At 58.5% G+C, this 24,128-nt stretch carries 22 protein-coding genes; 13 read left to right on the top strand and 9 right to left on the bottom strand.

Annotated features, from left to right (window positions below; genetic code table 11):
* Positions 1 to 10 precede the first annotated feature (10 nt).
* The 4 genes from EC915_RS22165 to EC915_RS22150 all read right to left on the bottom strand — a co-directional run bounded on the left by EC915_RS22165 (position 11) and on the right by EC915_RS22150 (position 2,948).
* Complete coding sequence (locus tag EC915_RS22165; protein ID WP_133752647.1) at positions 11 to 724, bottom strand: PA5502 family lipoprotein; 714 nt, start codon at positions 722 to 724, stop codon at positions 11 to 13.
* A gap of 157 nt (positions 725 to 881) precedes the next feature.
* A complete protein-coding gene (gene znuB / locus EC915_RS22160) occupies positions 882 to 1,664 on the bottom strand; it encodes a zinc ABC transporter permease subunit ZnuB (protein WP_133752646.1) in 783 nt (260 codons plus the stop codon).
* Positions 1,657 to 2,466, bottom strand: a complete 810-nt coding sequence (znuC, locus tag EC915_RS22155; RefSeq protein WP_133752645.1) for a zinc ABC transporter ATP-binding protein ZnuC — start codon at positions 2,464 to 2,466, stop codon at positions 1,657 to 1,659. Before znuC ends, znuB begins: the two co-directional genes overlap by 8 nt.
* On the bottom strand, positions 2,466 to 2,948 hold the full coding sequence (locus EC915_RS22150) for a Fur family transcriptional regulator (protein WP_133752644.1): 483 nt from the start codon (positions 2,946 to 2,948) through the stop codon (positions 2,466 to 2,468). The genes znuC and EC915_RS22150 overlap by 1 nt, the downstream gene beginning before the upstream one ends.
* 66 nt (positions 2,949 to 3,014) lie before the next feature.
* On the opposite strand from EC915_RS22150, the gene EC915_RS22145 reads away from it, so the two are divergent.
* Positions 3,015 to 3,929, top strand: coding sequence for a zinc ABC transporter substrate-binding protein (locus tag EC915_RS22145; RefSeq protein WP_177413424.1), 915 nt, complete (start codon positions 3,015 to 3,017; stop codon positions 3,927 to 3,929).
* Positions 3,930 to 4,089: 160 nt separating this feature from the next.
* Here the strand turns inward: EC915_RS22145 and EC915_RS22140 are convergent, their stop codons facing one another.
* Positions 4,090 to 5,040, bottom strand: a complete 951-nt coding sequence (locus tag EC915_RS22140; protein ID WP_133752642.1) for a homoserine kinase — start codon at positions 5,038 to 5,040, stop codon at positions 4,090 to 4,092.
* 34 nt (positions 5,041 to 5,074) lie between these two features.
* Complete coding sequence (locus EC915_RS22135) at positions 5,075 to 5,365, bottom strand: DUF2782 domain-containing protein (protein WP_133752641.1); 291 nt, start codon at positions 5,363 to 5,365, stop codon at positions 5,075 to 5,077.
* A 74-nt stretch (positions 5,366 to 5,439) separates the two neighbouring features.
* Here EC915_RS22135 and polA point away from each other — a divergent pair, with 74 nt between their 5' ends.
* Complete coding sequence (gene polA / locus EC915_RS22130; RefSeq protein WP_133752640.1) at positions 5,440 to 8,205, top strand: DNA polymerase I; 2,766 nt, start codon at positions 5,440 to 5,442, stop codon at positions 8,203 to 8,205.
* A gap of 327 nt (positions 8,206 to 8,532) precedes the next feature.
* Here the strand turns inward: polA and yihA are convergent, their stop codons facing one another.
* On the bottom strand, positions 8,533 to 9,168 hold the full coding sequence (yihA, locus tag EC915_RS22125; RefSeq protein ID WP_133752639.1) for a ribosome biogenesis GTP-binding protein YihA/YsxC: 636 nt from the start codon (positions 9,166 to 9,168) through the stop codon (positions 8,533 to 8,535).
* A gap of 175 nt (positions 9,169 to 9,343) precedes the next feature.
* On the opposite strand from yihA, the gene EC915_RS22120 reads away from it, so the two are divergent.
* The 6 genes from EC915_RS22120 (at position 9,344) to EC915_RS22095 (ending at position 16,450) form a co-directional block, all read left to right on the top strand.
* Positions 9,344 to 9,958 (top strand): cytochrome c, encoded by a 615-nt coding sequence (locus EC915_RS22120; RefSeq protein ID WP_133752638.1) that lies wholly within the window; start codon positions 9,344 to 9,346, stop codon positions 9,956 to 9,958.
* Between the two features lie 190 nt (positions 9,959 to 10,148).
* Complete coding sequence (locus EC915_RS22115) at positions 10,149 to 10,790, top strand: thiol:disulfide interchange protein DsbA/DsbL (RefSeq protein WP_133752637.1); 642 nt, start codon at positions 10,149 to 10,151, stop codon at positions 10,788 to 10,790.
* A gap of 6 nt (positions 10,791 to 10,796) precedes the next feature.
* Positions 10,797 to 11,672 (top strand): endonuclease/exonuclease/phosphatase family protein, encoded by an 876-nt coding sequence (locus EC915_RS22110; RefSeq protein WP_372237945.1) that lies wholly within the window; start codon positions 10,797 to 10,799, stop codon positions 11,670 to 11,672.
* A gap of 2 nt (positions 11,673 to 11,674) precedes the next feature.
* Entirely contained in the window at positions 11,675 to 13,867 is a 2,193-nt protein-coding gene (locus tag EC915_RS22105) for a diguanylate cyclase (protein WP_133752635.1), read from the top strand.
* 99 nt (positions 13,868 to 13,966) lie between these two features.
* Positions 13,967 to 14,743 carry an N-acetylmuramoyl-L-alanine amidase gene (locus tag EC915_RS22100; RefSeq protein WP_133752634.1) on the top strand — a complete coding sequence of 259 codons (777 nt, stop codon included), beginning with the start codon at positions 13,967 to 13,969 and terminating at the stop codon, positions 14,741 to 14,743.
* Positions 14,744 to 14,824: 81 nt separating this feature from the next.
* The gene (locus EC915_RS22095) at positions 14,825 to 16,450 is read left to right on the top strand and encodes an EAL domain-containing protein (protein WP_133752633.1); all 1,626 of its coding nucleotides are present in this window, start codon (positions 14,825 to 14,827) and stop codon (positions 16,448 to 16,450) included.
* A 40-nt stretch (positions 16,451 to 16,490) separates the two neighbouring features.
* Here the strand turns inward: EC915_RS22095 and EC915_RS22090 are convergent, their stop codons facing one another.
* The gene (locus tag EC915_RS22090; RefSeq protein WP_133752632.1) at positions 16,491 to 18,278 is read right to left on the bottom strand and encodes a KinB sensor domain-containing domain; all 1,788 of its coding nucleotides are present in this window, start codon (positions 18,276 to 18,278) and stop codon (positions 16,491 to 16,493) included.
* 10 nt (positions 18,279 to 18,288) lie between these two features.
* Positions 18,289 to 19,635, bottom strand: a complete 1,347-nt coding sequence (gene algB, locus EC915_RS22085; RefSeq protein WP_133752631.1) for a sigma-54-dependent response regulator transcription factor AlgB — start codon at positions 19,633 to 19,635, stop codon at positions 18,289 to 18,291.
* A gap of 263 nt (positions 19,636 to 19,898) precedes the next feature.
* Between algB and EC915_RS22080 the strand changes: the two genes are divergently transcribed.
* The 5 genes from EC915_RS22080 to gltP all read left to right on the top strand — a co-directional run bounded on the left by EC915_RS22080 (position 19,899) and on the right by gltP (position 24,043).
* Positions 19,899 to 20,753: a BON domain-containing protein gene (locus tag EC915_RS22080; protein WP_133752630.1), complete on the top strand. Its 855-nt coding sequence runs from the start codon at positions 19,899 to 19,901 to the stop codon at positions 20,751 to 20,753.
* A gap of 285 nt (positions 20,754 to 21,038) precedes the next feature.
* Positions 21,039 to 21,323 carry a hypothetical protein gene (locus EC915_RS22075; RefSeq protein WP_133752629.1) on the top strand — a complete coding sequence of 95 codons (285 nt, stop codon included), beginning with the start codon at positions 21,039 to 21,041 and terminating at the stop codon, positions 21,321 to 21,323.
* Between the two features lie 94 nt (positions 21,324 to 21,417).
* Positions 21,418 to 21,582 (top strand): DUF1328 domain-containing protein, encoded by a 165-nt coding sequence (locus EC915_RS22070; RefSeq protein WP_002555679.1) that lies wholly within the window; start codon positions 21,418 to 21,420, stop codon positions 21,580 to 21,582.
* Positions 21,583 to 21,587: 5 nt separating this feature from the next.
* Complete coding sequence (locus EC915_RS22065) at positions 21,588 to 22,055, top strand: inhibitor of vertebrate lysozyme family protein (protein ID WP_133752628.1); 468 nt, start codon at positions 21,588 to 21,590, stop codon at positions 22,053 to 22,055.
* Positions 22,056 to 22,711: 656 nt separating this feature from the next.
* Positions 22,712 to 24,043, top strand: coding sequence for a glutamate/aspartate:proton symporter GltP (gene gltP, locus EC915_RS22060; protein ID WP_133752627.1), 1,332 nt, complete (start codon positions 22,712 to 22,714; stop codon positions 24,041 to 24,043).
* Positions 24,044 to 24,128: the final 85 nt, after the last annotated feature.

The raw sequence follows: 24,128 nt of genomic DNA, 5'->3' as shown, positions 1-24,128 counted from the left end.
CAAAAATTGATCAGGATTTTGCAGGTTTCAGGATGATCTGGGCAGGTTCGCTCTTTTCAATCTCACGCTGAATCTGCAATTCGAAATCCGGATTGATCTTCGTTACACGCTTGGCCAGCAGGTTTGCCAGCCAAGGATAGTCATCGGTACGAGGGACCTGAACGGTCACATCGCAGTTGAAAGCAGTCACGTCAGCCGCAATGTCGTTCAACTGGCGACGCAGTTGTTTCGAGTCGGTGATCTTCAGCTCGATAGTGGTGCTTTCTACAGCTGGATCAATGATCCGCGCCGTGCGCCTGGCTTCAGCCGCTTTGAGGTCGGCTTCGGCCTTGTCGAGTTCAGCCTTGCGGGCGTTGGCGATGGCGCCGTTCACACCGCTGGTCAATGCCGGAGCTTTGGGCATCAGCGCCCGGGCGCGGCTCAGCGCAGTGGCTGCAGCGTTGACGTCGCCCTTCTGCAGCACGATCTGGCTGCGGCTCAGATAGGCCTCGGCCAACTGACGTTGATACTGCTCCAGGCGCGGATCGTCGGCGTTCTTGCTCTGCAGAGCGGCAAGCTGATCTTCAGCGGTGGCCAATTCGCTGCTAGCGATATTCTGTTCCAATTGCTGGTAGGCATCGGGTGCCGCGACCGAAACGGGTTGTTCGACCGGCTTGCTCTGACAAGCGCCCAACAGCATGGAAAATGCAGCAAGCAGCAGATAACGGGATGCGTACGGCTTCATTCCTGCGATTCTCTATTTGCGCAAAAAACGAGCAAGTCTACACATAAGTGCCTTGCACCGAAAATAACTGATCGCGATAGGCAACGCTGGATCGAATCATTGCACATTGCCGCCATCCAATTATTGCCGAGTATGACTCTACTTCCTATCCAAGGTTCTACCGCTTGGGCAAAACGAAGCTGAGCAAAAACAAGGCGGCGGCGCAGACCACGATAGACGGGCCTGCCGGCGTATCCTTGAACCACGATAACGCCAGCCCGCCGCAGACCGCGAGAATGCCGATTACGCTGGCGCCAAGGGCCATTTGCTCGGGCGAGCGGGCGTGACGCTGTGCCGCAGCGGCAGGAATGATCAGCAGCGATGTGATCAGCAGCACGCCGACGATTTTCATGGCGACGGCGATGACCACGGCGATCAATAACATCAGCGTCATGCGCAGGGTTGCTACCGGCAACCCTTCGACGGTCGCCAGTTCTTCTTGCACGGTGATTGCCAGCAGCGGACGCCAGAGTGCGCAGATGAGCACCAGAACCGCCGCACTGCCGCCAAGAATCCAGGCCAGGTCGACGGGACTGATTGCCAGCAGATCGCCAAACAGATAACCCATCAGGTCGATGCGCACGTCACGCATGAAGCTCAGGACGACCAGGCCCAGCGATAGCGTGCTGGGCGCAAGAATCCCTAGCAGCGTGTCCGACGCCAGCGGCTGGCGTTGCTGCAGCATCACCAACAGTACGGCGAGCAACAGGCAACCGACTGTTACGGCCAGGGCCGGGCTGATGTCCAGCAAAAAGCCCAGGGCCACGCCGAGTAACGCAGCATGAGACAGGGTGTCGCCAAAATAGGCCATGCGCCGCCAGACCACGAATGAGCCCAATGGGCCGGCCACTACTGCCAGAGCAAGGCCTGCGAGCAAGGCATAGAGTAGAAAGTCAGCCATGCTTGCAGCTGTCCCCGTGGTCATGATCGTGAGTGTGAGGGTGCGAATGGTCGCGAGCGGCGAGCGCGGGCTGGCAGACCCCGCCGTGCAGGTCATGGGCGTGATCGTGATGGTGGTGATAGATCGCCAGGTTTGGCGCATGCTGGCCAAACAGCTCGACGAATGCAGGATCGTTGCTGACCTGTGCAGGATGACCGGAGCAGCAGACGTGGCGATTCAGGCAAACCACCTGGTCGGTGGTGCTCATCACCAGATGCAGGTCGTGCGACACCATTAACACGCCGCAGTTGTGACGATTGCGCAGTTGGGTGATCAGCGCGTAAAGCTCGGCCTGCCCGGCTACATCAACGCCTTGCACGGGTTCATCGAGCACCAGCAGCTCAGGCTCGCGCAGCAGCGCACGCGCCAGCAGGACACGCTGCATCTCGCCCCCGGAAATGCCCTGTAGCGGACTGTCGATAACTTTTCCGGCACCGACTTCCACCAGGGCAGCCCTTGCCTTATTACGATCAACGCCCGGTACCAGGCGCAAAAAACGCAGGACCGACAACGGAAGTGTGGCGTCCACTTGCAGCTTCTGCGGCATGTAGCCGACCCGCAGCTTCGGCTTGCGCCATACGTCGCCCGAATCGGGTTTGAGCAGGCCCAGTACCGCGCGCACCAGTGTTGTCTTGCCTGCGCCATTAGGGCCGATCAGGGTGACAATTTCACCGGATCTGACGCTTAGCTGGATATTTTCCAGCACGCTCTGGCCAGCACGAGTGACGCTGACATCCGTCAGGCGGATCAGTGCATCGCTCATCAGGCGGCCTTGCAACCGGCACATACCCCGACGATTTCCACGGTCTGGGTTTCCACGGCAAAGCCTACTTCGTTGGCGGCCGTCACAATGGATGCACTGATGGCAGCATGCTGCAACTCAATGGCAGCATGGCACTCGCGGCAGATCAGGAACTGGCCTTGGTGCGCGTGCGTTGGGTGGTTGCAGCCGGCGAAGGCGTTGAGCGAAGCAATGCGGTGGACCAAACCGTTTTCCAGCAGGAAATCCAATGCGCGGTACACGGTTGGCGGCGCGGCGCGACGACCGTCTTCTTCGCTCAGCACAGCCAGAATGTCGTAAGCGCCCAGCGGCTTATGGCTCTGCCACACTAATTCCAGCACACGACGACGCAAAGCGGTCAGGCGCAGGCCTTTACCGGCGCACAGCGCATCGGCTTCGGCGAGCGCGCTGTGCACGCAATGAGAGTGATCGTGGGGGCGACTGGCCAGTGGTGTTTTAGACATGGGCGGCGACGGCTTTTGAGAGAGACGTTATTATGTTACCCGTTCCTGCCCTCATGAGTGGTCATCGTGTCCCGACTTTTTTTACTTTTTGTCGTATTCATCTCCGCAATCACCTGCGCCCAGGCCGACGTTCGCGTCCTGACCAGCATCAAGCCGCTGCAGCTGATCGCCGCCGCCGTGCAAGACAGCATCGCGGTGCCGGAAGTGCTGCTCCCGCCCGGCGCGTCGCCACATAACTATGCGTTGCGTCCATCCGACGTGCGGCGCGTTCAGGAAGTCGATCTGCTTTACTGGATCGGTCCTGACATGGAAACCTTCCTGCCACGTGTGCTGACAGGCCGCACCAAGACCTCAGTGCCTGTGCAGTCGCTGCCGGGGATGCACTTGCGTCATTTCACTGCAAGCAGCGATCACGATAACGACGGCGATAAAGACGAGCATGACCACGATCACCGCCCTGGCAGCGTCGATGCTCACTTGTGGCTGTCCTCGGCCAACGCGAGGGTGATTGCTGCGAAAATGGCGGCGGACTTGAGCCAGGCGGATCCGGACAATGCCGACCGTTACGAAAGCAATGTGAACGCTTTCGACGCCCGGCTGGACGCGCTGGATGCCAGAATCAAACAGCGCGTTGCAGGCATTATGGATAAGAAATATTTCGTGTTCCATGAGGCGTTCGATTACTTCGAAGAGGCCTATGGGCTCAAGCATGCCGGGGTATTTGCGGTCAGCGGCGAAGTGCAGCCCGGCGCTCGACACGTGGCAGCGATGCGCGCGCGGTTGACCGAATACGGCAAGACCTGCGTCTTTAGCGAGCCACCCCTGCGCCCACGTCTGGCCGATACCCTCAGTGCCGGCCTGCCGGTGAAACTGGCCGAGCTGGATGGTCTGGGGGGCTATACACCCGCCACGGCTCAGGGCTATGAACAGCTGCTGGACAAGCTGGCGGGTGATCTGGCGGGGTGTCTTGAGAGTTTGTGATGCGCAGCCGCTCTACAGATGGCGTGCATGCGTTGGAGCTTGGGCATTGCACGACATTGCAGGCGCGGTGGACTCGTGAAGGCGGGTGACAGCCGCCATTGTACTGGCCTCCTCGGGAGCAAGCTCCCTCCCACCGCTGAGCCCGTAAGAGGACTTGGTGTTACAACGCAAACGGCAGCGGAATGTGGGTCTCCTGACGCTGCTCCAGGCGTTTGCGGAATTCCCCCGGGTCGTGAATCAAGACGTCCTGGCCAGCGAAACTTTCGGCCGCAATCAGGCGAGACAGCCAGAACCGCACGCAACCTACTCGCAGCATCGTCGACCACAGCTCTGCCTCTGCGGCAGTGAACGGGCGTAACGCCGCGTAGGCACCCAGCAGTGCGCGAGCCCGTGGCGCATCAATCTTGCCGTCTTCGAACGAACACCAGTCATTCACGGCAATCGCCACGTCGTAAAGCATCGGACCTGAGCAGGCGTTGTAGAAGTCGATCACGCCGGTCAGGTGAGTGCCTTCGAACAGGGTATTGTCGCGAAACAGGTCGGCGTGCACGTTGGCGCGCGGCAAGGCCATGATCCTGGCTTTCTGACGCTCGATCTCTTTTACCGAAGCCTGCAGCAGCGCACCTTCGGCCTCGTCCAGATGCGAAATGAAATTGCCGCCCTCCTCCAGCATCCAGTCCAGCCCACGGTCGGTCCGACGTTCGATGGTTTTTTCGCGGGTGGCCAGGTGCATGTGCGCCATCAGCTCGCCAATTTGCGCGCAGTGTTGAGTATTGGGATTGCTTGGGTGTTTGCCCGACAGTCGCGGTTGCAGCAGCGCCGGTTTGCCCTTGAGCTCACGCAGCGCCTGACCGTCAGTGGTGCGCAGCGCATAAGGCACTGGCAGGTCGGCGTCGTGCAGCACGTCCAGAAGCTCGATGAAGAACGGCATTTCCTGCACGGGACCCCGTTCAACCAGCGTCAGTACGAACTCGCCCTGTTCCATGCTGATGAAGAAGTTGGTGTTTTCACTTCCGGCTGCGATGCCCTGGAAATCACGCAGTTGGCCAAGCCCGTACGGGGCGAGAAAAGCTTCCAGCTCGGGCCGAGCCAGGGGAGTAAAAACAGACATATGAACACTGCCAGCAAAAGGTGAATGTAGGGCGTTACCAGCTGAATAATACCCATTGGGGAATCAGCATGTCCGGTTGATCGGCACGAATGAATTGACCGCTGGTGCCGTCGGCGCGCACCAGATAGTACGGTTTGCCGTATTTTGGCGTGATTTTTACCGCGTAAACGAAACCGTTGGCTTTGTATTCCTGAACGAAATTGTCGCCATCGGTGCTGATCGTGACGTCAGGTTCAGGCGATGGAGCGTCGTCATCTTCCGCCAGTGCCATTAATGGGCAAGCAACCGTCAAGCTGACCAGAAACAGGCGATTTAGCGTGCGCATGATAACCTTGTTCCTTTGTCGTCAACGGTCCGCGCATTCTAGCGCCGACCCCGCCGAAAAGGTTGATCCCTCACATGAGTCAAGCGCCTCTCGTCCTGGTGGACGGTTCTTCTTACCTGTACCGCGCCTTCCACGCGCTACCGCCACTCACCACGTCCAAAGGCCTGCCGACCGGCGCGGTCAAGGGTGTGCTGAACATGCTCAAGAGCCTGCGCAAACAGTACCCGGACAGCCCGTTTGCCGTGGTTTTCGATGCCAAGGGCGGCACGTTCCGCGACGAGATGTTCGCCGAGTACAAGGCCAATCGCCCGAGCATGCCCGACGACATGCGCGTTCAGATCGACTTCCTGCACAACTGCGTTCGGGGTCTGGGCTATCCGCTGCTGTGCGTTGAAGGCGTCGAGGCCGATGACGTGATCGGCACGCTGGCACGCAGCAGCGCCGCCGCTGATCGTCCGGTGGTCATCTCTACGGGCGACAAAGACATGGCGCAGTTGGTCGACGGCCACATTACCCTGGTCAACACCATGACCGGCAGCGTGCTGGATGTGGCCGGTGTGAAGGAAAAGTTCGGCGTCGGTCCTGAGCACATCATCGATTACCTGGCGTTGATGGGTGACAAGGTCGATAACATCCCCGGGGTTCCCGGTGTGGGTGAGAAAACCGCCGCCGGTCTGCTGGTAGGCATCAATGGCGGCCTGAAAGAGCTTTACGACAACCTCGACAAAGTGCCGACCCTGGCATTGCGTGGCGCCAAATCGCTGCCCGCCAAGCTGGAAGAGCACAAAGACATGGCATTCCTGTCTTATCAGCTGGCGACCATCAAGATCGACGTGCCGCTGGACATCGAACTGGACGCCCTGCACTTTGGCGAACCGGATCGCGAAGCCTTGCTGGCGCTGTACACCGAGCTTGAATTCAAGAGCTGGATCACCGATCTACAGCGTGAGGCCAGGCAGGAAGGGGCTGAAATCGCTACCGTCGAAGAGCCTGCACCTGTCATCGAGGCCCAATACGAGTTGATTCTCGAGCAGACCCAATTCGACGACTGGCTGCAAAAACTCCAGGCCGCCAAGCTGTTCGCGTTCGTGGTGCAGAGCAACGGCACCGACGCCCAGCGCGCACAAATCGTCGGCTTGTCGTTCGCCATCAAGACCCACGAAGCCTGCTATATCCCGCTGACGCACGCCTACATGGGCGTGCCTCAACAACTGGACCGTGATGCGGTGCTTGAGGCGGTCAAGCCGATGCTTGAGGACGCCAGCAAGGTCAAGGTCGGTCAGCACGCCAAGTTCGCGATCAACTTGCTGGCCAACTGCGCCATCGGTGGGGATCAAAATCAGGGCATCGCTGTGCAGGGCGTCAAGTTCGACACCATGCTCGAATCTTACGTACTCGACTCCACAGCCACGCGCCACGACCGGGACAGTCTGGTCGCCAAATACCTGAGCCACACCCCGGTCAATTTCCAGGAGATCGCAGGCAAAGGCGCCAAGCAATTAAGCTTCGATCAGATCGCCCTGGAACAGGCCGGTATTTATGCCGCCGAGGAAGTCGATCTGACGCTGCGTCTGCACGAAACCTTGCAGGAGAAGCTGGCCAATATTCCAAGTCTGCAACCTGTGCTGAATGACATCGAAATGCCGTTGATGCCGGTATTGGCGCGTATCGAGCGCCAGGGCGCGTTTGTCGATGCCAGATTGCTGGGCAATCAGAGCGTCGAGCTGGGCAACAAGATGACCGAGCTTGAGCGTGAGGCGTTTGCCATTGCGGGGGAAGAGTTCAACCTTGGCTCGCCCAAGCAGCTGGGCGTGATCCTTTACGAAAAGCTGGGCATGCCGATCATCAGCAAGACCGCCACCGGCCAGCCCTCCACGGCTGAAGCGGTGCTGGCCGAACTTGCCGAGCAGGAATTTCCGCTGCCCAAGGTGCTGATGCAGTACCGCTCGATGAGCAAACTGAAAAGCACGTATACCGACCGCTTGCCTGAGCAGATCAACCCGCGTACAGGGCGCATTCACACCTCGTATCACCAGGCAGTGGCAGTGACCGGCCGCCTGTCTTCCAGTGATCCGAATCTGCAGAATATCCCTATCCGCACCGCTGAAGGTCGTCGGATTCGACAGGCATTCGTCGCACCGAAAGGCTACAAGCTGCTGGCGGCGGACTACTCGCAGATCGAACTGCGAATCATGGCGCACCTGGCGAAAGATGAAGGGCTGCTGCACGCCTTCCGCAACGATCTGGACGTACACCGCGCAACCGCGGGCGAAGTATTCGGTGTCGAGCTGGCCGAGGTGACCCATGACATGCGCCGCAGCGCCAAGGCGATCAACTTCGGCTTGATTTACGGCATGAGCGCGTTTGGCCTGGCCAAGCAGATTGGTGTTGATCGCAAGCAGTCCCAAGCTTATGTCGATCGCTATTTCGCCCGCTATCCCGGCGTGCTGGAGTATATGGAGCGCACCCGGACTCAGGCGGCCGAGCGGGGCTATGTCGAGACCATTTTCGGTCGACGCCTGTACCTGCCGGATATCAACGCCAAGAACCAGGCGCTGCGCAAAGGCGCCGAGCGCATGGCGATCAACGCGCCGATGCAAGGCACTGCCGCTGACATCATCAAGCGCGCGATGGTAGCCGTGAACGGTTGGCTGGAAACTTCAGGTCTGGACGCTCGCGTCATTCTCCAGGTTCACGACGAACTGGTGCTGGAAGTGCGTGAGGATCTGGTCGAACAGATCAGCAAGGACATCCGCGTCCATATGAGCGGTGCGGCGAATCTGGACGTGCCGCTGCTGGTGGAAGTAGGCGCAGGGAACAACTGGGATGAGGCGCACTAAGCGCTTGGCGCCCCTGCTGCAGGGGCGCGAAAGCGGTGTCTCGGAAATCGAATCGGGGAGCGGTGATACCGCCGCCGCAGGCTAGCACACGGCTACGGGCGGCGCCTGGAATCAAAAACCACCTGCCCTGCCGACATTAAATTTCCGCGGATTTTGAACTTCCCCGGCTCAGGTTCGGTCAGAGTTTGCGAATGGCTGATGTAGCCATTCATGCTCCTATGTTGTGTTAAGTGTTGGCAGATATCCGGACCCCTCCCTAAGAGGTCTGGGCTTAGACCCCGAACTTCCCCTCCCCATATGAAGTCCGGGGTTTTTTTTGCCTGCAATTCAGGCTGCCGGTGCCTTGTCTTCCAGTTCCATCCAGTCGGCGAGCACGGTGTACGCCTCTTCCAGGCCCATGCGTTTAGGCGCCGAGAACAACTGGATGGTCACGGTATCGCCCCAGCCCTTGCGGATTTCCGACTGGACTTTGAGCAACGTGTTCTTGGCTGCACCGAAAGTCAGTTTGTCGGCTTTGGTCAGCAGAATATGCATCGGCATCCCGCTGGCGATGGCCCAATCGAGCATCAGCAGGTCGAAGTCGGTCATCGGGTGACGGATGTCCATCATCAGAATCAGACCCTTGAGGCTCTCACGGCTGCCCAGATAGGCTTCCAGGTGGCGCTGCCAGTGCTGCTTGAGCGGGATGGGCACCTTCGCATACCCATAACCCGGCAGGTCCACCAGACGGCGGTCGTCATCCAGGCCGAAGAAGTTCAGCAGTTGGGTACGTCCGGGGGTTTTCGACGTACGCGCTAGGCTGGCGTGGGTCAGGGTGTTCAGTGCACTGGATTTACCAGCGTTGGAGCGGCCGGCAAAGGCCACTTCAAAACCTTCGTCGTCCGGGCATTGGTCGACTTTGGCAGCGCTGAGCATGAACTTGGCTTGTTGGCACAAACCGAGGATCGGGTTTTTGAGTTGCATGGGATATCCGGTGAGGGCGTTGCGGCAATCATGCGGCAACGGGGTGTCGTTTTCCGTTCGCTGGCCGCAAGTATATAATGCTGCGGATTTTCGTGTGTGCTTCGTCCCATCCCGCAGGATTGAGTTCGCAGAAGTCGGACTGGCCTTATATCAACAGTGGATATTGGATTAGCCGATGAACAAGCAATGGGTGAGTCTGGTTTTGGTCCTGGGATTCACCAGCGCGGCGCCGGCCGCCGAGGCAGTGGGGGACCCTGTCGCCGGGCAGGCGAAAATTGCAGTGTGTGGCGCCTGTCACGGGCCGGATGGTAACAGCGTAGCGCCTGTTTTTCCGAAGCTGGCCGGACAAGGCCAACGCTATCTGCTCAAGCAACTGCATGAGATCAGGGATGGCAAGCGCGTGATTCTGGAAATGACCGGCATGCTGAGCAACCTGAGCGAGCAGGATCTGGCCGATATGACCGCTTTCTTTTCCGCTCAGAAAGGCACCGTGGGCGTCATTGATGCCGAACTGGCTGCAAAAGGCGAGGCATTGTTTCGTGGCGGCAAGATCGATCAAGGCGTGCCCTCCTGTACCGGTTGCCATGCCCCTGACGGGACGGGTAACGCCGCTGCCGGCTTTCCGCGCCTGAGTGGTCAGCATGCGGACTACGTGAAAAAACAGCTCGAGGCTTTTCGCGAGGGACAGCGAACCAACGATGAGGACACCAGGGTCATGCGCACGATCGCCTCCAGACTTGGCAGCCAGGATATCGACGCGTTGTCGGCTTACATACAGAGTCTGCGTTAAGCGTGGATTAAGGCCTAAAGCCTTGATTCACAGGTGATCCAGGGCTGAATGCTTTTTGCTCGGGCGGGCTAAAAAGGGTAGTGAATGGCTGCCCTTTTTTGTGCCCGCAAGCGTTACACTTGCGAACTCGTATCACCTCAATCGGTCCAACTTCGACCATCGGGGTGACTTTCAAGCCCAGGAGTTAAGCATGCGTAATCTGATTCTCAGCGCCGCTCTGGTGTTCACCAGTCTGTTCGGTCTCACCGCCCAGGCTGCAGAGCCGATCGAAGCCGGCAAGCAATATGTCGAGCTCAAAAGCGCCGTTCCGGTCGCCGAACCGGGCAAGATCGAAGTCGTCGAAATGTTCTGGTACGGCTGCCCGCACTGCTATGCATTCGAGCCGACCATCAACCCATGGATTGAGAAGCTCCCGGCCGATGTTCACTTCATCCGTATTCCAGCCATGTTCGGCGGCCCTTGGGATGCCCATGGTCAGCTGTTCATCACTCTGGATACCATGGACGTGGAGCACAAGGTCCACACCGCCGTGTTCGATGCCATTCAGAAAGGCGGCAAGCGTCTGACTGACAAGAACGACATGGCTGATTTCGTGGCAACCCAGGGTGTCGACAAGACCAAGTTTCTCGAAACCTATGATTCTTTCGCTGTGAAGGGCAAGGTCGCTCAGTACAAGGAACTGGCCAAGAAGTATGAAATCAGTGGCGTTCCAACCATGATCGTCAACGGCAAATACCGGTTCGATCTCGGCACCGCTGGTAGTCCTGAGCAAACGCTGGAGGTGGCCGATCAGTTGATCGCCAAAGAACGCGCCACGCTGACTGCCAAGTAAGCGCCGATCATGAGGCGCTGGGGTACTGAACGCACCGTTGCCCGACACATCCCCAAGGTCAACGAGCGGCATCTGCAGGAAACCGGATTACCGGCCGATGGCCGACTCCGGTTACTCAGCTTCAATATTCAAGTGGGTAATAGCACCGAGCGTTACCGGCACTACCTGACCCGTGGCTGGCAGCATCTGCTGCCTCACAACGGCCGGGCCGGTAATCTGCAAAAGATCGGCACCCTGCTCAACGACTATGATCTGGTTGCATTGCAGGAGGCCGATGGCGGCAGCCTCAGGTCGAACTACGTCAACCAGGTCGAGCACCTTGCCCAGCTTGGCGCCTTCCCGTACTGGTATCAGCAACTCAATCGCAACCTGGGGCGTTTCGCTCAGCACAGCAATGGTGTGCTTAGCCGTCTGCGTCCCTGGGACATCGAAGATCACCCCTTGCCAGGCCCTTCAGGTCGCGGCGCAATCCTTGTGCGCTTCGGCGAAGGCGAGGATGCGTTGGTGGTGGTGGTCATGCATCTGGCGTTAGGCGCCCGTGCTCGAACCCGGCAGCTCGCCTATATCCGTGAGTTGATCGGTGGCTACAAGCATCAGGTGCTGATGGGAGACATGAACACCCATGCAGCCGATTTGCTGGAAAACTCCCCTCTGCGTGATCTGGGCCTGCTTGCGCCACAGATCGAGGCGACATTCCCCAGTTGGCGCCCGCAGCGTTGCCTGGATCATATTCTTCTGAGCCCCACCCTGACGCTTGAAAAAGTGCAGGTGCTGGCCCTGCCTATTTCCGACCACCTGCCGGTTGCGGTGGAGATTCGCTTGCCGGCCTCATTAATGAGTGACTCCCTGCCGATAATAAGCACATCTCCTCGTGAGCTTTAGGAATGAGCGACGAAGTCGAACGCTGGAAAGAAAAGTACTTCAAGAGCATCGAGCAGCAGGACAAGCTTGAAGAGCGCTGGAATGCCCGCCTGGACTTGCTGCGGCGCGGTCTGGTGCGCAGCAGCCTGGCGGCAGAGGGAGCCGACAGGGCCGTCGATCAATGCATGAAGGAAATGCGCGAGGTCGTTCGCAAGGACGACATGGACGCAGGTCTCGCTGCGCTGATCCCGCGGCTGGAAAAGGCGGTGCTGGAGTCCGAACAGCGTCGAGAGCAGCGCGCCGAGCAGATGGGGACGGCGCTGACGGCGCTGGTGACGCAGTTGCAATCGCTGCCACTGCCCAAAGAAGTCACCAAGCCACTCAAGCGCTTCGCCAAGGGCCTCGAAGAGCGCGTCAATCAGGCCCGTGAGTTGCCGCTGCTGCTCAGCGAACTGAGCGGGCTTCAAGGCGAGGCGCTGTCTCGGCTTGAACACGTGCAAGGAGCCGCTCGTCCAGGTTTACTGCAGCGCTTGTTTGGCGGCCGGGAAGCCGTTCAGGAGGTGAGCGCATCTGTATCTGACCTCCCGGATGCAAGAGCGCTGACGCCTGAGATACTGACGCCTGCGCCAGTGGAGGGTGAAGCGCCAAGCGAGCCAAAGGCACAGGCCGCGCAGTGGACCAACGAGGCGCCACCTGCTGCAATCGCTGGTAGTGTCGACGAGCCTACCGCCAGCACAGCGCCGGCTGTTGAAGCTTCTGAGCCAACGATGGCGCCGGAGCCGCCTGCCCCCGTGGTTCCGACACCCGCAACCGAAGCTGACACTGAAGCCAGCGAGCCCGCAATCGAAGTGGAGTCAGACTCGGTTGAACGTGTCGACTCCGTTGTGGGCGCTATCGCGCAAGAACACCCAAAAGAGGTTGCGCCTGCCGAGCCTGAGACCCTGTCCGTAGGACAAACAGACCAAAGCCCTGTCCCCAATGAAGCGGTCGAGGTGAGGGAACAGCGGCCAAAGGAGCATGCCGAAGCAGTAGCAAATGAGGCCGATCAAGAGCCGAATGGCGGCGGTCCCGACGAGGAAGCAACAGTCGAGCCCGAACCTGACCCCGATCTCGCCGGGGACGAAAGCGATGACGAGGGTCCTTACGCTCTGCCCTCTTCCCCCGAGCCGAGCTACAGCTCGGTTGCCGTACATATCGAAGACACCCTGTTGGGGCTGCTCAACGAACTGGCCCTCCCGGAGCATCACCGTCCGCAAGCAGAAGCCATGCGCGTCAGGCTTGAAAATGGTCTGAACTGGTACGAACTGCTGCCGATTCTCGACGATCTTGCCGTGCTTATGCTGGCGATCACCGATAGTGGCCAACACGAGTTCGAGCTGTACCTCAAGCAGTTGAACGAGCGCTTGGTGTCCTTTCAGGCCAACCTGCAGGCCGCCAGTGACGATCACGCCGGTCAGCAGACTGCGTCGCGAGAGCTGAACGATCAACTCCGCGAATACGTAGGGGATTTGCAGAGCAGTGTGCAGGAAGCGGCTGACCTCAGCAGCCTCAAGACAGTGCTGGAAACGCGTCTTGAAAGTTTGCTTGGGACCATGGACGCCCATCAGAAGCAGCGTGACGAGCGCGAGCACGAAGTTGCGTCCCGGCTCCAGGCCCTCGCTAGCCGTGTGGCAACCATGGAGCAGGAGGCGATAGGCATCCACGCGCACCTTGAAGAGCAACGGCAAAAAGCCTTGATCGACACGCTCACCGGGCTACCCAACCGTGCGGCCTGGAACGAGCGGCTGGAGTACGAAGTCGGGCAACTGCACAAACACCGATCCAGCCTGTTGCTGGGAATACTCGATCTGGATCACTTTAAGCGCATCAACGACGGCTATGGTCATCTGGCGGGGGACAAGGTGCTGAAGATCGTTGCCACCCAGTTGAAAAAACACCTGCGTGCTTCTGACTTCATCGCCCGTTTTGGCGGAGAAGAGTTTGTTGTGTTGCTACCCCACACTCAGAGCGACGACGGTATTGCGCTGCTCGAGCGCGTGCGCCAAACCATCGAGCAATGCCCGTTTCACTTCAAGGGTGAGCGGGTGACGATTACGGTGTCGATGGGTATGACCACCTTTAAGCCCGGTGAGCATAGCGATCTTGTACTCAAGCGTGCAGACCAGGCCCTTTATCGCGCCAAGCACGAAGGCCGCAATCGCATCGAGCAGGGTTAGTGACGGTTGTAACGTGTAACCAGATCGGGTGGTAATTTTGAGCGCCACGCTGGCACTACGTTACACTGTTGCATTATTTAGCTATGTATTCTGCCGCTTATGAAGCCTTACTACGCGCTTTGCCTCATCCTTTTGCTGACAGCCTGTTCCAGCGGACCTGCGCTGGATACCAGCCACCCTTCCGTCAATTACGACAGCCGCGCGCAGTTCGTGGTGGTGCATTACACCTCGGCGTCCCTTGAGCGCTCCTTGGCGTTGCTTACCCACGGCGAAGTGAGCTCGCATTATTTGATTGGTGACGGTCCGGCAACCATTTACAAACTCGTGGATGAATCCCAGCGCGCCTGGCACGCCGGGGACAGCGAGTGGGAGGGGCGCACTTGGCTCAACTCCAGCAGCATCGGTATCGAGATCGTTAACCCGGGATACCACGATACGCCGACCGGCCGGCTCTGGTATCCCTACAGCGAGGCGCAGATCAAGGCGCTGATTACGCTGCTCAAAGATATCGTCAAACGTAACAAGCTCGACCCACGCCACGTAATCGGTCATAGCGATATTGCTCCGTTGCGCAAGCTCGATCCGGGTCCGCTTTTCCCTTGGAAGCGGTTGGCGCAGGAAGGGTTGGGTATCTGGCCGGACGAGCGCCAGGTTGTACAGCAGCAGTCGCAAATGATGGGCATAGTGCTCAGTGCAACGTGGTTTCAGCAGCAACTGGCGCTTCTGGGTTATTCGACGCCGCAAACGGGTGAGTGGGACATCGCCACGCGGCATGTTCTGGCGGCATTCCAGATGCACTATCGCGCACAGAAATTCGACGGCGAGCCCGATGTACAGAGCGCAGCTATTCTTCAGGTACTCAACCGCAAGCACTGAATTATCCTTAGTCGTATTTTTTGACGGGCTATGTTCGCGCTTATTGCTATACCTCATTGGCATTCACCTGGATATTGGTCCATGTTCACGGCTCCATCGCAGCTGCGCTCAGTTCTTTATCGCCCTTCGCTCTTGGCTCTGCTGGCGATGGTGCTCAGTATCGTCGTACTGCTGGCTGGTAGTTTCGGGTTGGCGATGCATCAGGCGCGGCAGGAAGAAAGTGCCCAGATGAATGCTCAGGGTGAGCGGTTTCTAGTGCGTCTGGAGCAGCTGTTCAACCAGTTGCGTGCCGGTCTTGACCAGCTTGAAGCGCAGCCGTTGCGCGGCTGCAGCCCACAGATGATTGAGCAGTTGCGCCAGGTCAACTCGCGTTATCGCTTCATTTATGAAGCCGCCTACTTGGGCGCCCCACCGTCCTGCTCCAGCTGGACACTGCAGCGTCGAAGCATGATCGGCGAGCCGCGAGCGCCGGACATCCGTGGGCCGATTTACGATTATTGGCTCAACACCTCGACTCAACCCGATGACAACCTCGCGTCCCTAGTGCTCGGGCGCGGCGACTTCCGCGTGTCGACTTCCCGTGGTCATCTCACCGATGTGGTGGACTTGCCGCCGGGCGGGAGCCTGGTGGTGGTGCTGGATCAAGGCAGGAAGGCGGTGCCGGTCCTGGGCCCGACGCAAACCTGGCCCCCGACGCGAGACTGGACCCTGACATCCGCAGAAACGCTGATGACCACGCAGGACAAGCTGATTTACCGGATGCCTACACAGAGCCCGGAATATCAGTTGGTGCTGATTACGCCGCGCAGTGGCTTGCAGCAGAAAATCACGGGCGCCTGGTGGCTGCTGCTCCCGGCCAGTGTCCTGGTGTCGTTCTGTATAGGTCTGCTGGTGCTGCAACTTGTTCGTCAGCGGCAGTCGCTGGGTGGCGAACTGCAAGGCGCCCTGCGTCGGGGTGAGCTGAAGGTGCTGTATCAACCCATTTTTGACCTCAATACCCGCTTGTGCGTGGGCGCTGAGGCTCTGGTTCGCTGGCGCCGGCCCGACGGTACGCTGACCAGCCCTGACCTGTTCATTCCGCTCGCCGAGAACACCGGCCAGATTCGGCAAATTACCGATTTCGTCCTGCAGCAGTTGCTGGAGCAGCTAGGTCACTTGCTGCGCGCCAATCCGCATCTGTATGTTTCGGTCAATCTCGCGGCCTGCGATGTGATGGCGCCGCGCATCGGCCGTGTCACCGCGAAACTGCTCGCCTTGCATCGCGTAGCGCCTCGGCAGATTGCCTTTGAAGTGACCGAGCGCGGGATGGTTGACGTCATCGTCGCGCGCAACCACCTGCAGGCCTTGCGTGACAGAGGGCATCAGGTGTTGATCGACGATTTCGGGACGGGTTATTGCAGTCTGGCGTATCTGCAGACGCTGCCGGTGGACTGTCTGAAGATCGATAAGGCCTTCATCGATGCGCTGGGGCATGACGCGGCCAGCAGCGGTGTGGCGCCGCACATCATTCGCATGGCCCACGCGCTGCAATTAAAGGTGATCGCCGAGGGCATCGAATTCGAATCTCAAGCCTTGTTGCTAAAAAGCGAGGGTGTTATCTACGGCCAGGGCTGGCTCTTCGCCCGACCGCTGACCGCTGCGAAATTCACCGAACTTGTTACAGGCGGACGGCGCACCGCAGGGCGAAGGGCCGAGGATGTAGCCTGAGCAGGCCTGAAATAGGTCTGCAGCCTCCCTATGCGGCCTTTTACAACGGCAACGCCATGTAGAACTGGGTGCCCTGTCCCGGTCTTGAATACACGCCCATGCGCCCGCCGTGCAGTTGCACGATCTCTTTGCATAAGGCCAATCCCAGACCCGCGCCGCCTTTCTTGCGGCCGACCTGGACAAAGGGTTCGAAAATCCGCGCCTGCTGGCCGTAGGCAATGCCTTCGCCGTTGTCTTCAACGCTGATGATCAACCGCTCGCCATGTCGACGCGCCTGCAGTCGAATGAGCCCGGACCGAGGGGTATGGCGTATGGCGTTGTCCAGCAGGTTATCCAGCACGCGTTCCAGTTGAGTCTTGTCCGCTTGCAGGCGTGGCAGTGGCTCCTGCATCTCCAGCAGCACCGTTACCTCCTGCTCTTGTGCCGACTCGGCAAAACGCTCACGCGCTTCGTGCAGCAGGTCGTTGACGTCGCACGGCGCGAGGGTCAGTTTCTGCAGACCGTTCTGATAGCGGGAGAAGTTCAGCAGGTCGTTAATCAACTGCATCAGGCGCTGCATTTCTTCGTTAACGGTCTGCAGCAGGTCCGTTTCGCGGGACTCCGGAGGGAAGTGCAAACGCTCCTGCAACAGGCCGAAAGCCATGTGCATGCCCGTCACTGGCGTACGCAGCTCGTGAGAAGCGCGCAAGACGAATTCGCTACGGACCCGTTCGAAAGCGCGTTGCTCGGTGACGTCATGCAGCACCATCACCGCACCCAGAATATGACCTTTGGTATGGCTGACGGGCGTCAGGCTGTAGGTCAACAGGCGGGTTTCGCCGTCGATCTCGATAGACAAGTCTTCCGGAGCGCGCTCCAGAGTCCCGCCACGCAAGACCAGATAAAGCTGCTCATCCAGTTCCGGACGCTGCAAGGCCTCGCCGAGTCCTTGACCCAGCCGCCCTTCTTCCCAGCCCAGCTGCCGCTGCGCAACAGGGTTTAAGTGCTCCAGCCGCCCTTGGCGGTCGATCATCAGAAGACCATCGTCGATGCTGTCGAGCACTGCTTGCAGGCGCTGCTGACCGGCGAGCAGCTCATCGACGTTGGTCACCTGATGCTGACGCAGAGCCTCAGCCATGATGCCGAAGCGGCGGGTCAGCTGATTCATCTCGGTAGCGGAGGAAATCGGCAGTGTGACCTCAAAATTGCCGCGCCCGATATTATCAGCAGCCTTTGCCAATGCTTCGATCGGCGCGCCAAAGCGCCGGGCGATGCCGTGAGCCGTTACAAAGCCGATTGCCAGCACGGCGAGCCCGACCAGCCCCAGCAGCGCGGCAACCCAGAGCGCACGGCTGCGCGAAGCGCTTTCGGCGTGGCTGATGTTCTCCAGCGCCTGACGATGGGCGTCGAGCAACCCGTTACGCAGTGAGTTGAAGGATGAGATAACGGCTTTATCGTCGTTTATCGCGTCGGCGGAATCGTTCGTTGCTTTGAGGGAGTCGAGGAACTGCTCGTAATCCGCCCGCGCCTTTTCAAAGCCGCTGGGGGTATTGGTTTGCTGGTCATGATCAATGCCCTTGTCGAGCAGCGTATGAAACTCTTCCTGATGTTGTTTCAGCGCGGCCTCATCGGGCTTGTCCCTGAGCAGCATCACCAACTGGTCACCCAGGTTCTGCCGAAGTTTGAGGCCAATATCGAGCGTGATGAAGTTGTGGCGGATCAAGTCCTCCTGCGATTTGGCCATCTGCATGACGCTGACCAGCCCCAGTAGCAGGCCCAGCAACGCAACCGTTATCAGCGCCGAGATGCTGAGGAACAGTCGGGTGTGCAACTTCATCGCGAGCTTCATGGGCGTCCTGTCACAGGTTGTACTGCTTGCGTTTGCGGTACAACGTCGAGGCATCGATGCCCAACGTTCGTGCGGCCTGATCGAGGGTGTCACTGGTGGCGAGCACCGCCCCGATGTGGGCTTTTTCCAGTTCGTCCAGACTCAGCGCCGCGCCTACGCGCGGGGCGTTGTTGGTCGGCTGCTCGCCCATTCCCAGATGGCTGACTTCGACTTTTTCCTGCGGGCAGATAATGCTCGCCCGTTCGACGACGTTACGCAGTTCTCGAATGTTGCCAGGCCAGCGGTAGTTGATCAGCGCGCTACGTGCCTCTTCGCTGAAGCCCCGGGCGGGACGGCCATACTCTTTGACGAAGCGGGCCAGGAAACGATCTGCCAAGGTCAGGATGTCCTCGCCGCGTTCGCGCAACGGTGGCAAATGCAGCGTGATGACGTTCAGACGATAAAGCAGATCTTCGCGAAAGCGCCCGTCACGGACCATGTCTTCCAGATTCAGATTGGTGGCTGCCAGGATGCGCACGTCAGCGCGGCGCGTCACCGGATCCCCGACGCGCTCATATTCCTTGTCCTGGATAAAGCGCAGCAGCTTGGGCTGCAAGGTCAGCGGGAAATCACCGATTTCGTCGAGAAACAAAGTACCGCCATCGGCCTGATTGACCCGGCCAAGGGTACTTTCGCTGGCACCGGTGAACGCGCCGCGACTGTGGCCGAACAGCTCGCTTTCCATCAATTCCGCCGTCAGCGACGGGCAGTTGATGGTGACGCAGGCTTTTTTCGCACGCTTGCTCCAGCCGTGAATGGCCCGGGCAAGCTCGCCTTTACCGGTGCCTGATTCGCCAAGGATCAGAATATTGGCATCGGTGTTGGCCACCTGACGTGCCGTCTCCAGAATCGCCATCATCGACGGGCTGTGGGAATCGAGGCCGTCCTTGGGCTTGCGTACTTCGCCTTCCAGTGCTTCGAGGCGCGCCGACAGTTGACGGACTTCCAGCTGTTTGGCGGTTGCCAGACGCAATTGGTCGGGACTGCACGGTTTGACCAGATAGTCAGCGGCGCCCGCCTGAATGGCGTCTACTGCGGTGTCGACCGCCGAGTGCGCGGTGACGATAACCACGCGCATCCAGGGTGCTTGAATGCGCATCTGCGCCAACACGTCCAGACCGTTGTCTTCCCCAAGACGCAGATCCAGAAAGCAAACGTCGAACACCTGCCGTTGCAGCAACGCTTCAGCCTGCGCAGCGCTGTTGGCCGTGGCGACGTTGTAGCCTTCATCTTCCAGGCAATAACGGAAGGTGCGAAGGATGGCGGACTCATCGTCCACAAGCAGAATACGGCCCTGATTCTCAGTGGCTGCTTCCATTTTTCCTACGCTCCTAAATGAATGATCTTGGTTAGTCCCGGAAAAATCGGGCAAGTTGCATGGTCCATTCTGATTGATTCGGCGAGTTGCATGGTACCTGTCTGAGAAAAAATCAGGTAACTCCTTGATCTGTGCCTTTTTCTTCTAACATCTGCCTGGCATGGGGATTGAAAACAGCTTTCAGAAAGTGCCGGCCAGACAGAACATCCGAACAAATGAAAAGTCTCTGCAGTAGTCCTTTTGTAACTGTCTGGAGACTTGCCATGCACCCGCTGAAGAAAATCACTCTGGCTGTAGCCACCGCTGGTCTGTTGGGGTTAACGCCCGTTGTTGCTCAGGCGGCCGAGGGGGATTTACAGACGCAGTTGGCCCAGGCGCGCCAGGAAGGTTCGATATGGACAGCATTCGCGCTCAATCGCCATTTGAGTCCATTCAACATTGGCGTGAAGGTCGAGCAAGGTACGGCCACGCTTAACGGCACGGTGGAAAATGAGGTCGACAAGGATCTGGCGACACAAATCGCCGGTGATATCCAAGGCATCACCAAGGTCGATAACCAGTTGCAGATTGACCCTCAAGTCGCTACCGAACCCGGCACCAAGCCCAATATGGCGCAGCGATTCGACGACGCAACGCTCATCGCGACCATCAAATCCAAATTGCTCTGGAACAGCGTTACCGAAGGTCTGAACATCGATGTAACCGCTGCGCGCGGCGTAGTGACGTTGAAGGGCCAGGCGAAAGACGCCCAGGCCAAGCAGCTGGCCGGCAGCCTGGCGAGCAATACCGATGGCGTGACTGACGTCAATAACCTGATCAGCCTCAGCGCTCGCGACACTCAGACCATCAAGGAGCAGAACGCGGCGCAAGCGGACAGTGTGCGTGAGGAGTTCAGCGATGCCTGGATTACCAGCAAGGTCAAATCCTGTCTTATCTACAGCCGTAATCTTGACGGCCTGAATATAAAAGTCGAAACCAAGAGCGGGGTCGTTAGCCTCGATGGCGTTGTCGCCAATTACGCCGAGAAGGAACTGGCGGTGGAAATCGCTCGGAATATTCGAGGCGTAAAAGGCGTGGATGCCGATGCTTTGCGAGTCATGACCCGAAGCGCAGGGTGACGAACAGATAGAGCTACACCTCCTGATGTTAAGGGTCCTGTGTGAGGACCTTTACGTCTGCGGTATGCGCGGCGCCCGCGACAGCTGTTCATCTCCCTTCGTGCAATACGCACGGTGCCAAACGCTCAATCGTGCAGCTTGCGTGTAAGACTCATCTTTCGGTTCAGGTTAACCTATTGATTATTAAAGGTTTTTCTCCAATAAAAAACCTGGCACACAGGCTGCAACATCTGAGGTAACAACGGTCTGAACCGTCGACCGACAAGATTGCCCGGAGCTTGCTGAATGAACACTCAACGTCTTGCTGCACTGCGTATCTCTCCTCTGCATTTGCAGCAAGGTTTGTTCGCGAGTCTGGCGTTGATGATCACGCTGATCGTCGTTCAGCAGTTCGCTCACTGGAATCAAAGCAGGCAGATTACGCACATTCAGCGCATCTACAGCCATTCCGCAACTTTTGCCAAGGCAAGCGCGTTGAAGGCCACGGATGTCGGTTTGAGTCTACAACCGGTTGAAGACGCAACCGATGCCGTTGAGCAGGCACCGCATCAGCAGAGTTGGGTTTTCTGAGCATCGGGTGATGGCAGAGACGCGATCTACGCCAAGGGGTCGAATTCGACACGTGGCTGTAGTTAAAAATTAAAAAACAGTAAGGAGAGTCACCATGTTGAGCTGGGCTATTACATTTCTGATCATCGCTATCGTCGCAGCAGTTCTAGGCTTCGGTGGTATCGCAGGCACCGCCACAGGTATCGCCAAGATTCTCTTTGTCGTCTTCCTGGTAATGTTCGTCGTGTCGTTCTTCTTCGGTCGTCGCGGTCGAGGCTGAACATCATGGTTGGCAAGCATTTTTATGCCCTGACCCTGGCGCTCTTGACGAGCGCCAGCGCCTCTGTGATGGCAGCGAACGACGGACAGTCGCGGGTCAGCGAGTTATTGAGTTCCGATCCGGAGTATCGCCAGACTTGGTCGGCAGTGGTCAAGAAAGAAGAGCGCTTGCCCGATTGGGTGATCAATCTGTCCGGCTCGTCGGAGCAGATGAATGCGGTGACCGAGGATGGTGACAAATACCTGGTAGGGCCTCTTTGCGAAACCCAGGACACGTGCATCAACAAACGGCTCATCGTCGCGTTCAGCCTGAACAAAGCCCATGCGTATGCCATGTTGGTTGAAGTGCCTGCAGGCTTGCCGACGGACAAATCGCCGACGCGCCACGCAGACTATCGCTTCCTTGGTAATCCTGACGAAGGCATGCAAGGCCTTCTGAAAGAACAACTAAAGAAAGATCCTAACTGGTACTGATTCAAATGACGGAAGACCGAATTTCATTGGGTTTTCCTGAAGTCGCGCAGCTCGAGGAGGGTTGCGCGTGACCAAGGGGCTGGCGTGTTCTGATCAAAGGAGTGGTTGCAGCGCGCCAGGTGTACAGGGAGTACTCCCATTCGTGGGCCGGGTCAGGCAGCCGTAACGCAAGCCCATCGTCACATCGCCTCTCATACAGGCATCAGACTTGGGCTTGCGATGCGCAAGCGAGCTATGCACCCCATCCCCCTTTTCGACCGTATATCGAGAAACCCACTTTTCGAATGACGGTTTGGCGTTATGTGACCATTTTGTCACTTGCGTCCTCTCAGCCTTCTCCTCCTCGCCATAGGCGACGTTTTAGCCACTCCTCAGCATATATTTATTCGCGCGAATGTTACGTTTCGTGGCAATTTAATCGAAGTCTTTGATTTGCCTCATGCCGATTTGGCATGAGGTAGGCATTTACGGCATTAGACGTTGAAGGTCTGGATGGGAATAGTTGCGCCCTTTTTCCGCCTGCCGAGAGCTCGGACGCTCGTTTGCAGAGACCTTCTGGACAGATCCAGGGTATCCGCGCATTGACCATGCTTATCAGAGCGATGTCGAACGCGTCGGTGAGAAATGTCCATGCCAACTACAACAAGGTTAAAGACATGAAGAAGGCAAAACTCAGCCTCGCCTGGCAGATTCTGATCGGTCTGGTTTTGGGGGTCGCACTGGGAGCGGTTCTCAATCACTTCAGCGCTGACAAGGCCTGGTGGATCAGCAACATCCTGCAACCGGCAGGTGACATCTTCATTCGCCTGATCAAGATGATCGTCATCCCTATCGTGATCTCGTCTCTGGTAGTGGGCATCGCGGGGGTGGGCGACGCGAAGAAGCTCGGCCGCATCGGCCTGAAGACCATTCTTTACTTTGAGGTCGTCACAACCATTGCCATCGTCGTCGGCCTTTTGCTGGCCAACGTGTTCCACCCGGGCACCGGCATCGACATGAGCACGCTGGGCACGGTGGATATCTCGCAATATGAGAAGACCACTGCTGAAGTGCAGCACGATCACGCGTTCATCGCCACGATCCTCAATCTGATCCCGTCGAACATCTTCGCCGCCGTTGCGCGGGGCGACATGCTGCCGATCATCTTCTTCTCGGTATTCTTCGGTCTGGGTCTGTCCAGTCTGAGTGCCGAGGTACGCGAGCCGCTGGTCAAGGTCTTCCAGGGCGTGTCGGAGACCATGTTCAAAGTCACGCACATGATCATGAACTACGCGCCGATCGGGGTGTTCGCGTTGATTGCGGTGACCGTGGCCAACTTCGGCTTCGCGTCATTGCTGCCGCTGGCCAAACTGGTGATTCTGGTTTACGTCGCCATCGCGTTCTTTGCCTTCGTCGTACTGGGCCTGATTGCTCGTCTCTTCGGTTTCTCGGTGACCAAGCTGATGCGCATCTTCAAGGATGAACTGGTGCTGGCCTACTCCACCGCAAGCTCCGAGACCGTGTTGCCCCGCGTGATCGAGAAGATGGAGGCCTATGGCGCGCCAAAGGCCATCAGCAGCTTCGTGGTGCCGACCGGGTACTCGTTCAACCTTGACGGCTCGACGCTGTATCAGAGTATTGCCGCGCTGTTCATTGCTCAGCTGTACGGCATCGACTTGTCCATCGGCCAGCAGATCATGCTGGTGCTGACCTTGATGGTGACCTCCAAAGGCATCGCGGGTGTTCCTGGCGTATCGTTCGTGGTGCTGCTGGCGACGCTGGGCAGTGTCGGTATTCCGCTGGAAGGACTGGCATTCATCGCTGGCGTCGACCGCATCATGGACATGGCGCGCACCGCCCTGAACGTCATCGGCAATGCCTTGGCGGTATTGGTCATCTCGCGTTGGGAAGGCATGTACGACGACGCCAAGGGCGAGCGCTACTGGAATTCGCTGCCGCACTGGCGCAGCAAGGAATCCTTGCCCGCAGGTCAGTCGACTGTCGATTGATTGCTGATCGGCATTAAACACAAACCCCGGCCTGCCGGGGTTTGTTGTTTGAAGATGCAGCGCCACTGACCCCAGTGGGAGCTTG

The sequence above is a fragment of the Pseudomonas sp. LP_7_YM genome (genome assembly GCF_004364435.1).
Lineage (GTDB): Bacteria > Pseudomonadota > Gammaproteobacteria > Pseudomonadales > Pseudomonadaceae > Aquipseudomonas.
Note: the sequence above shows the minus strand (reverse complement) of the source record. Positions and strands in the feature narration are given on the sequence as shown.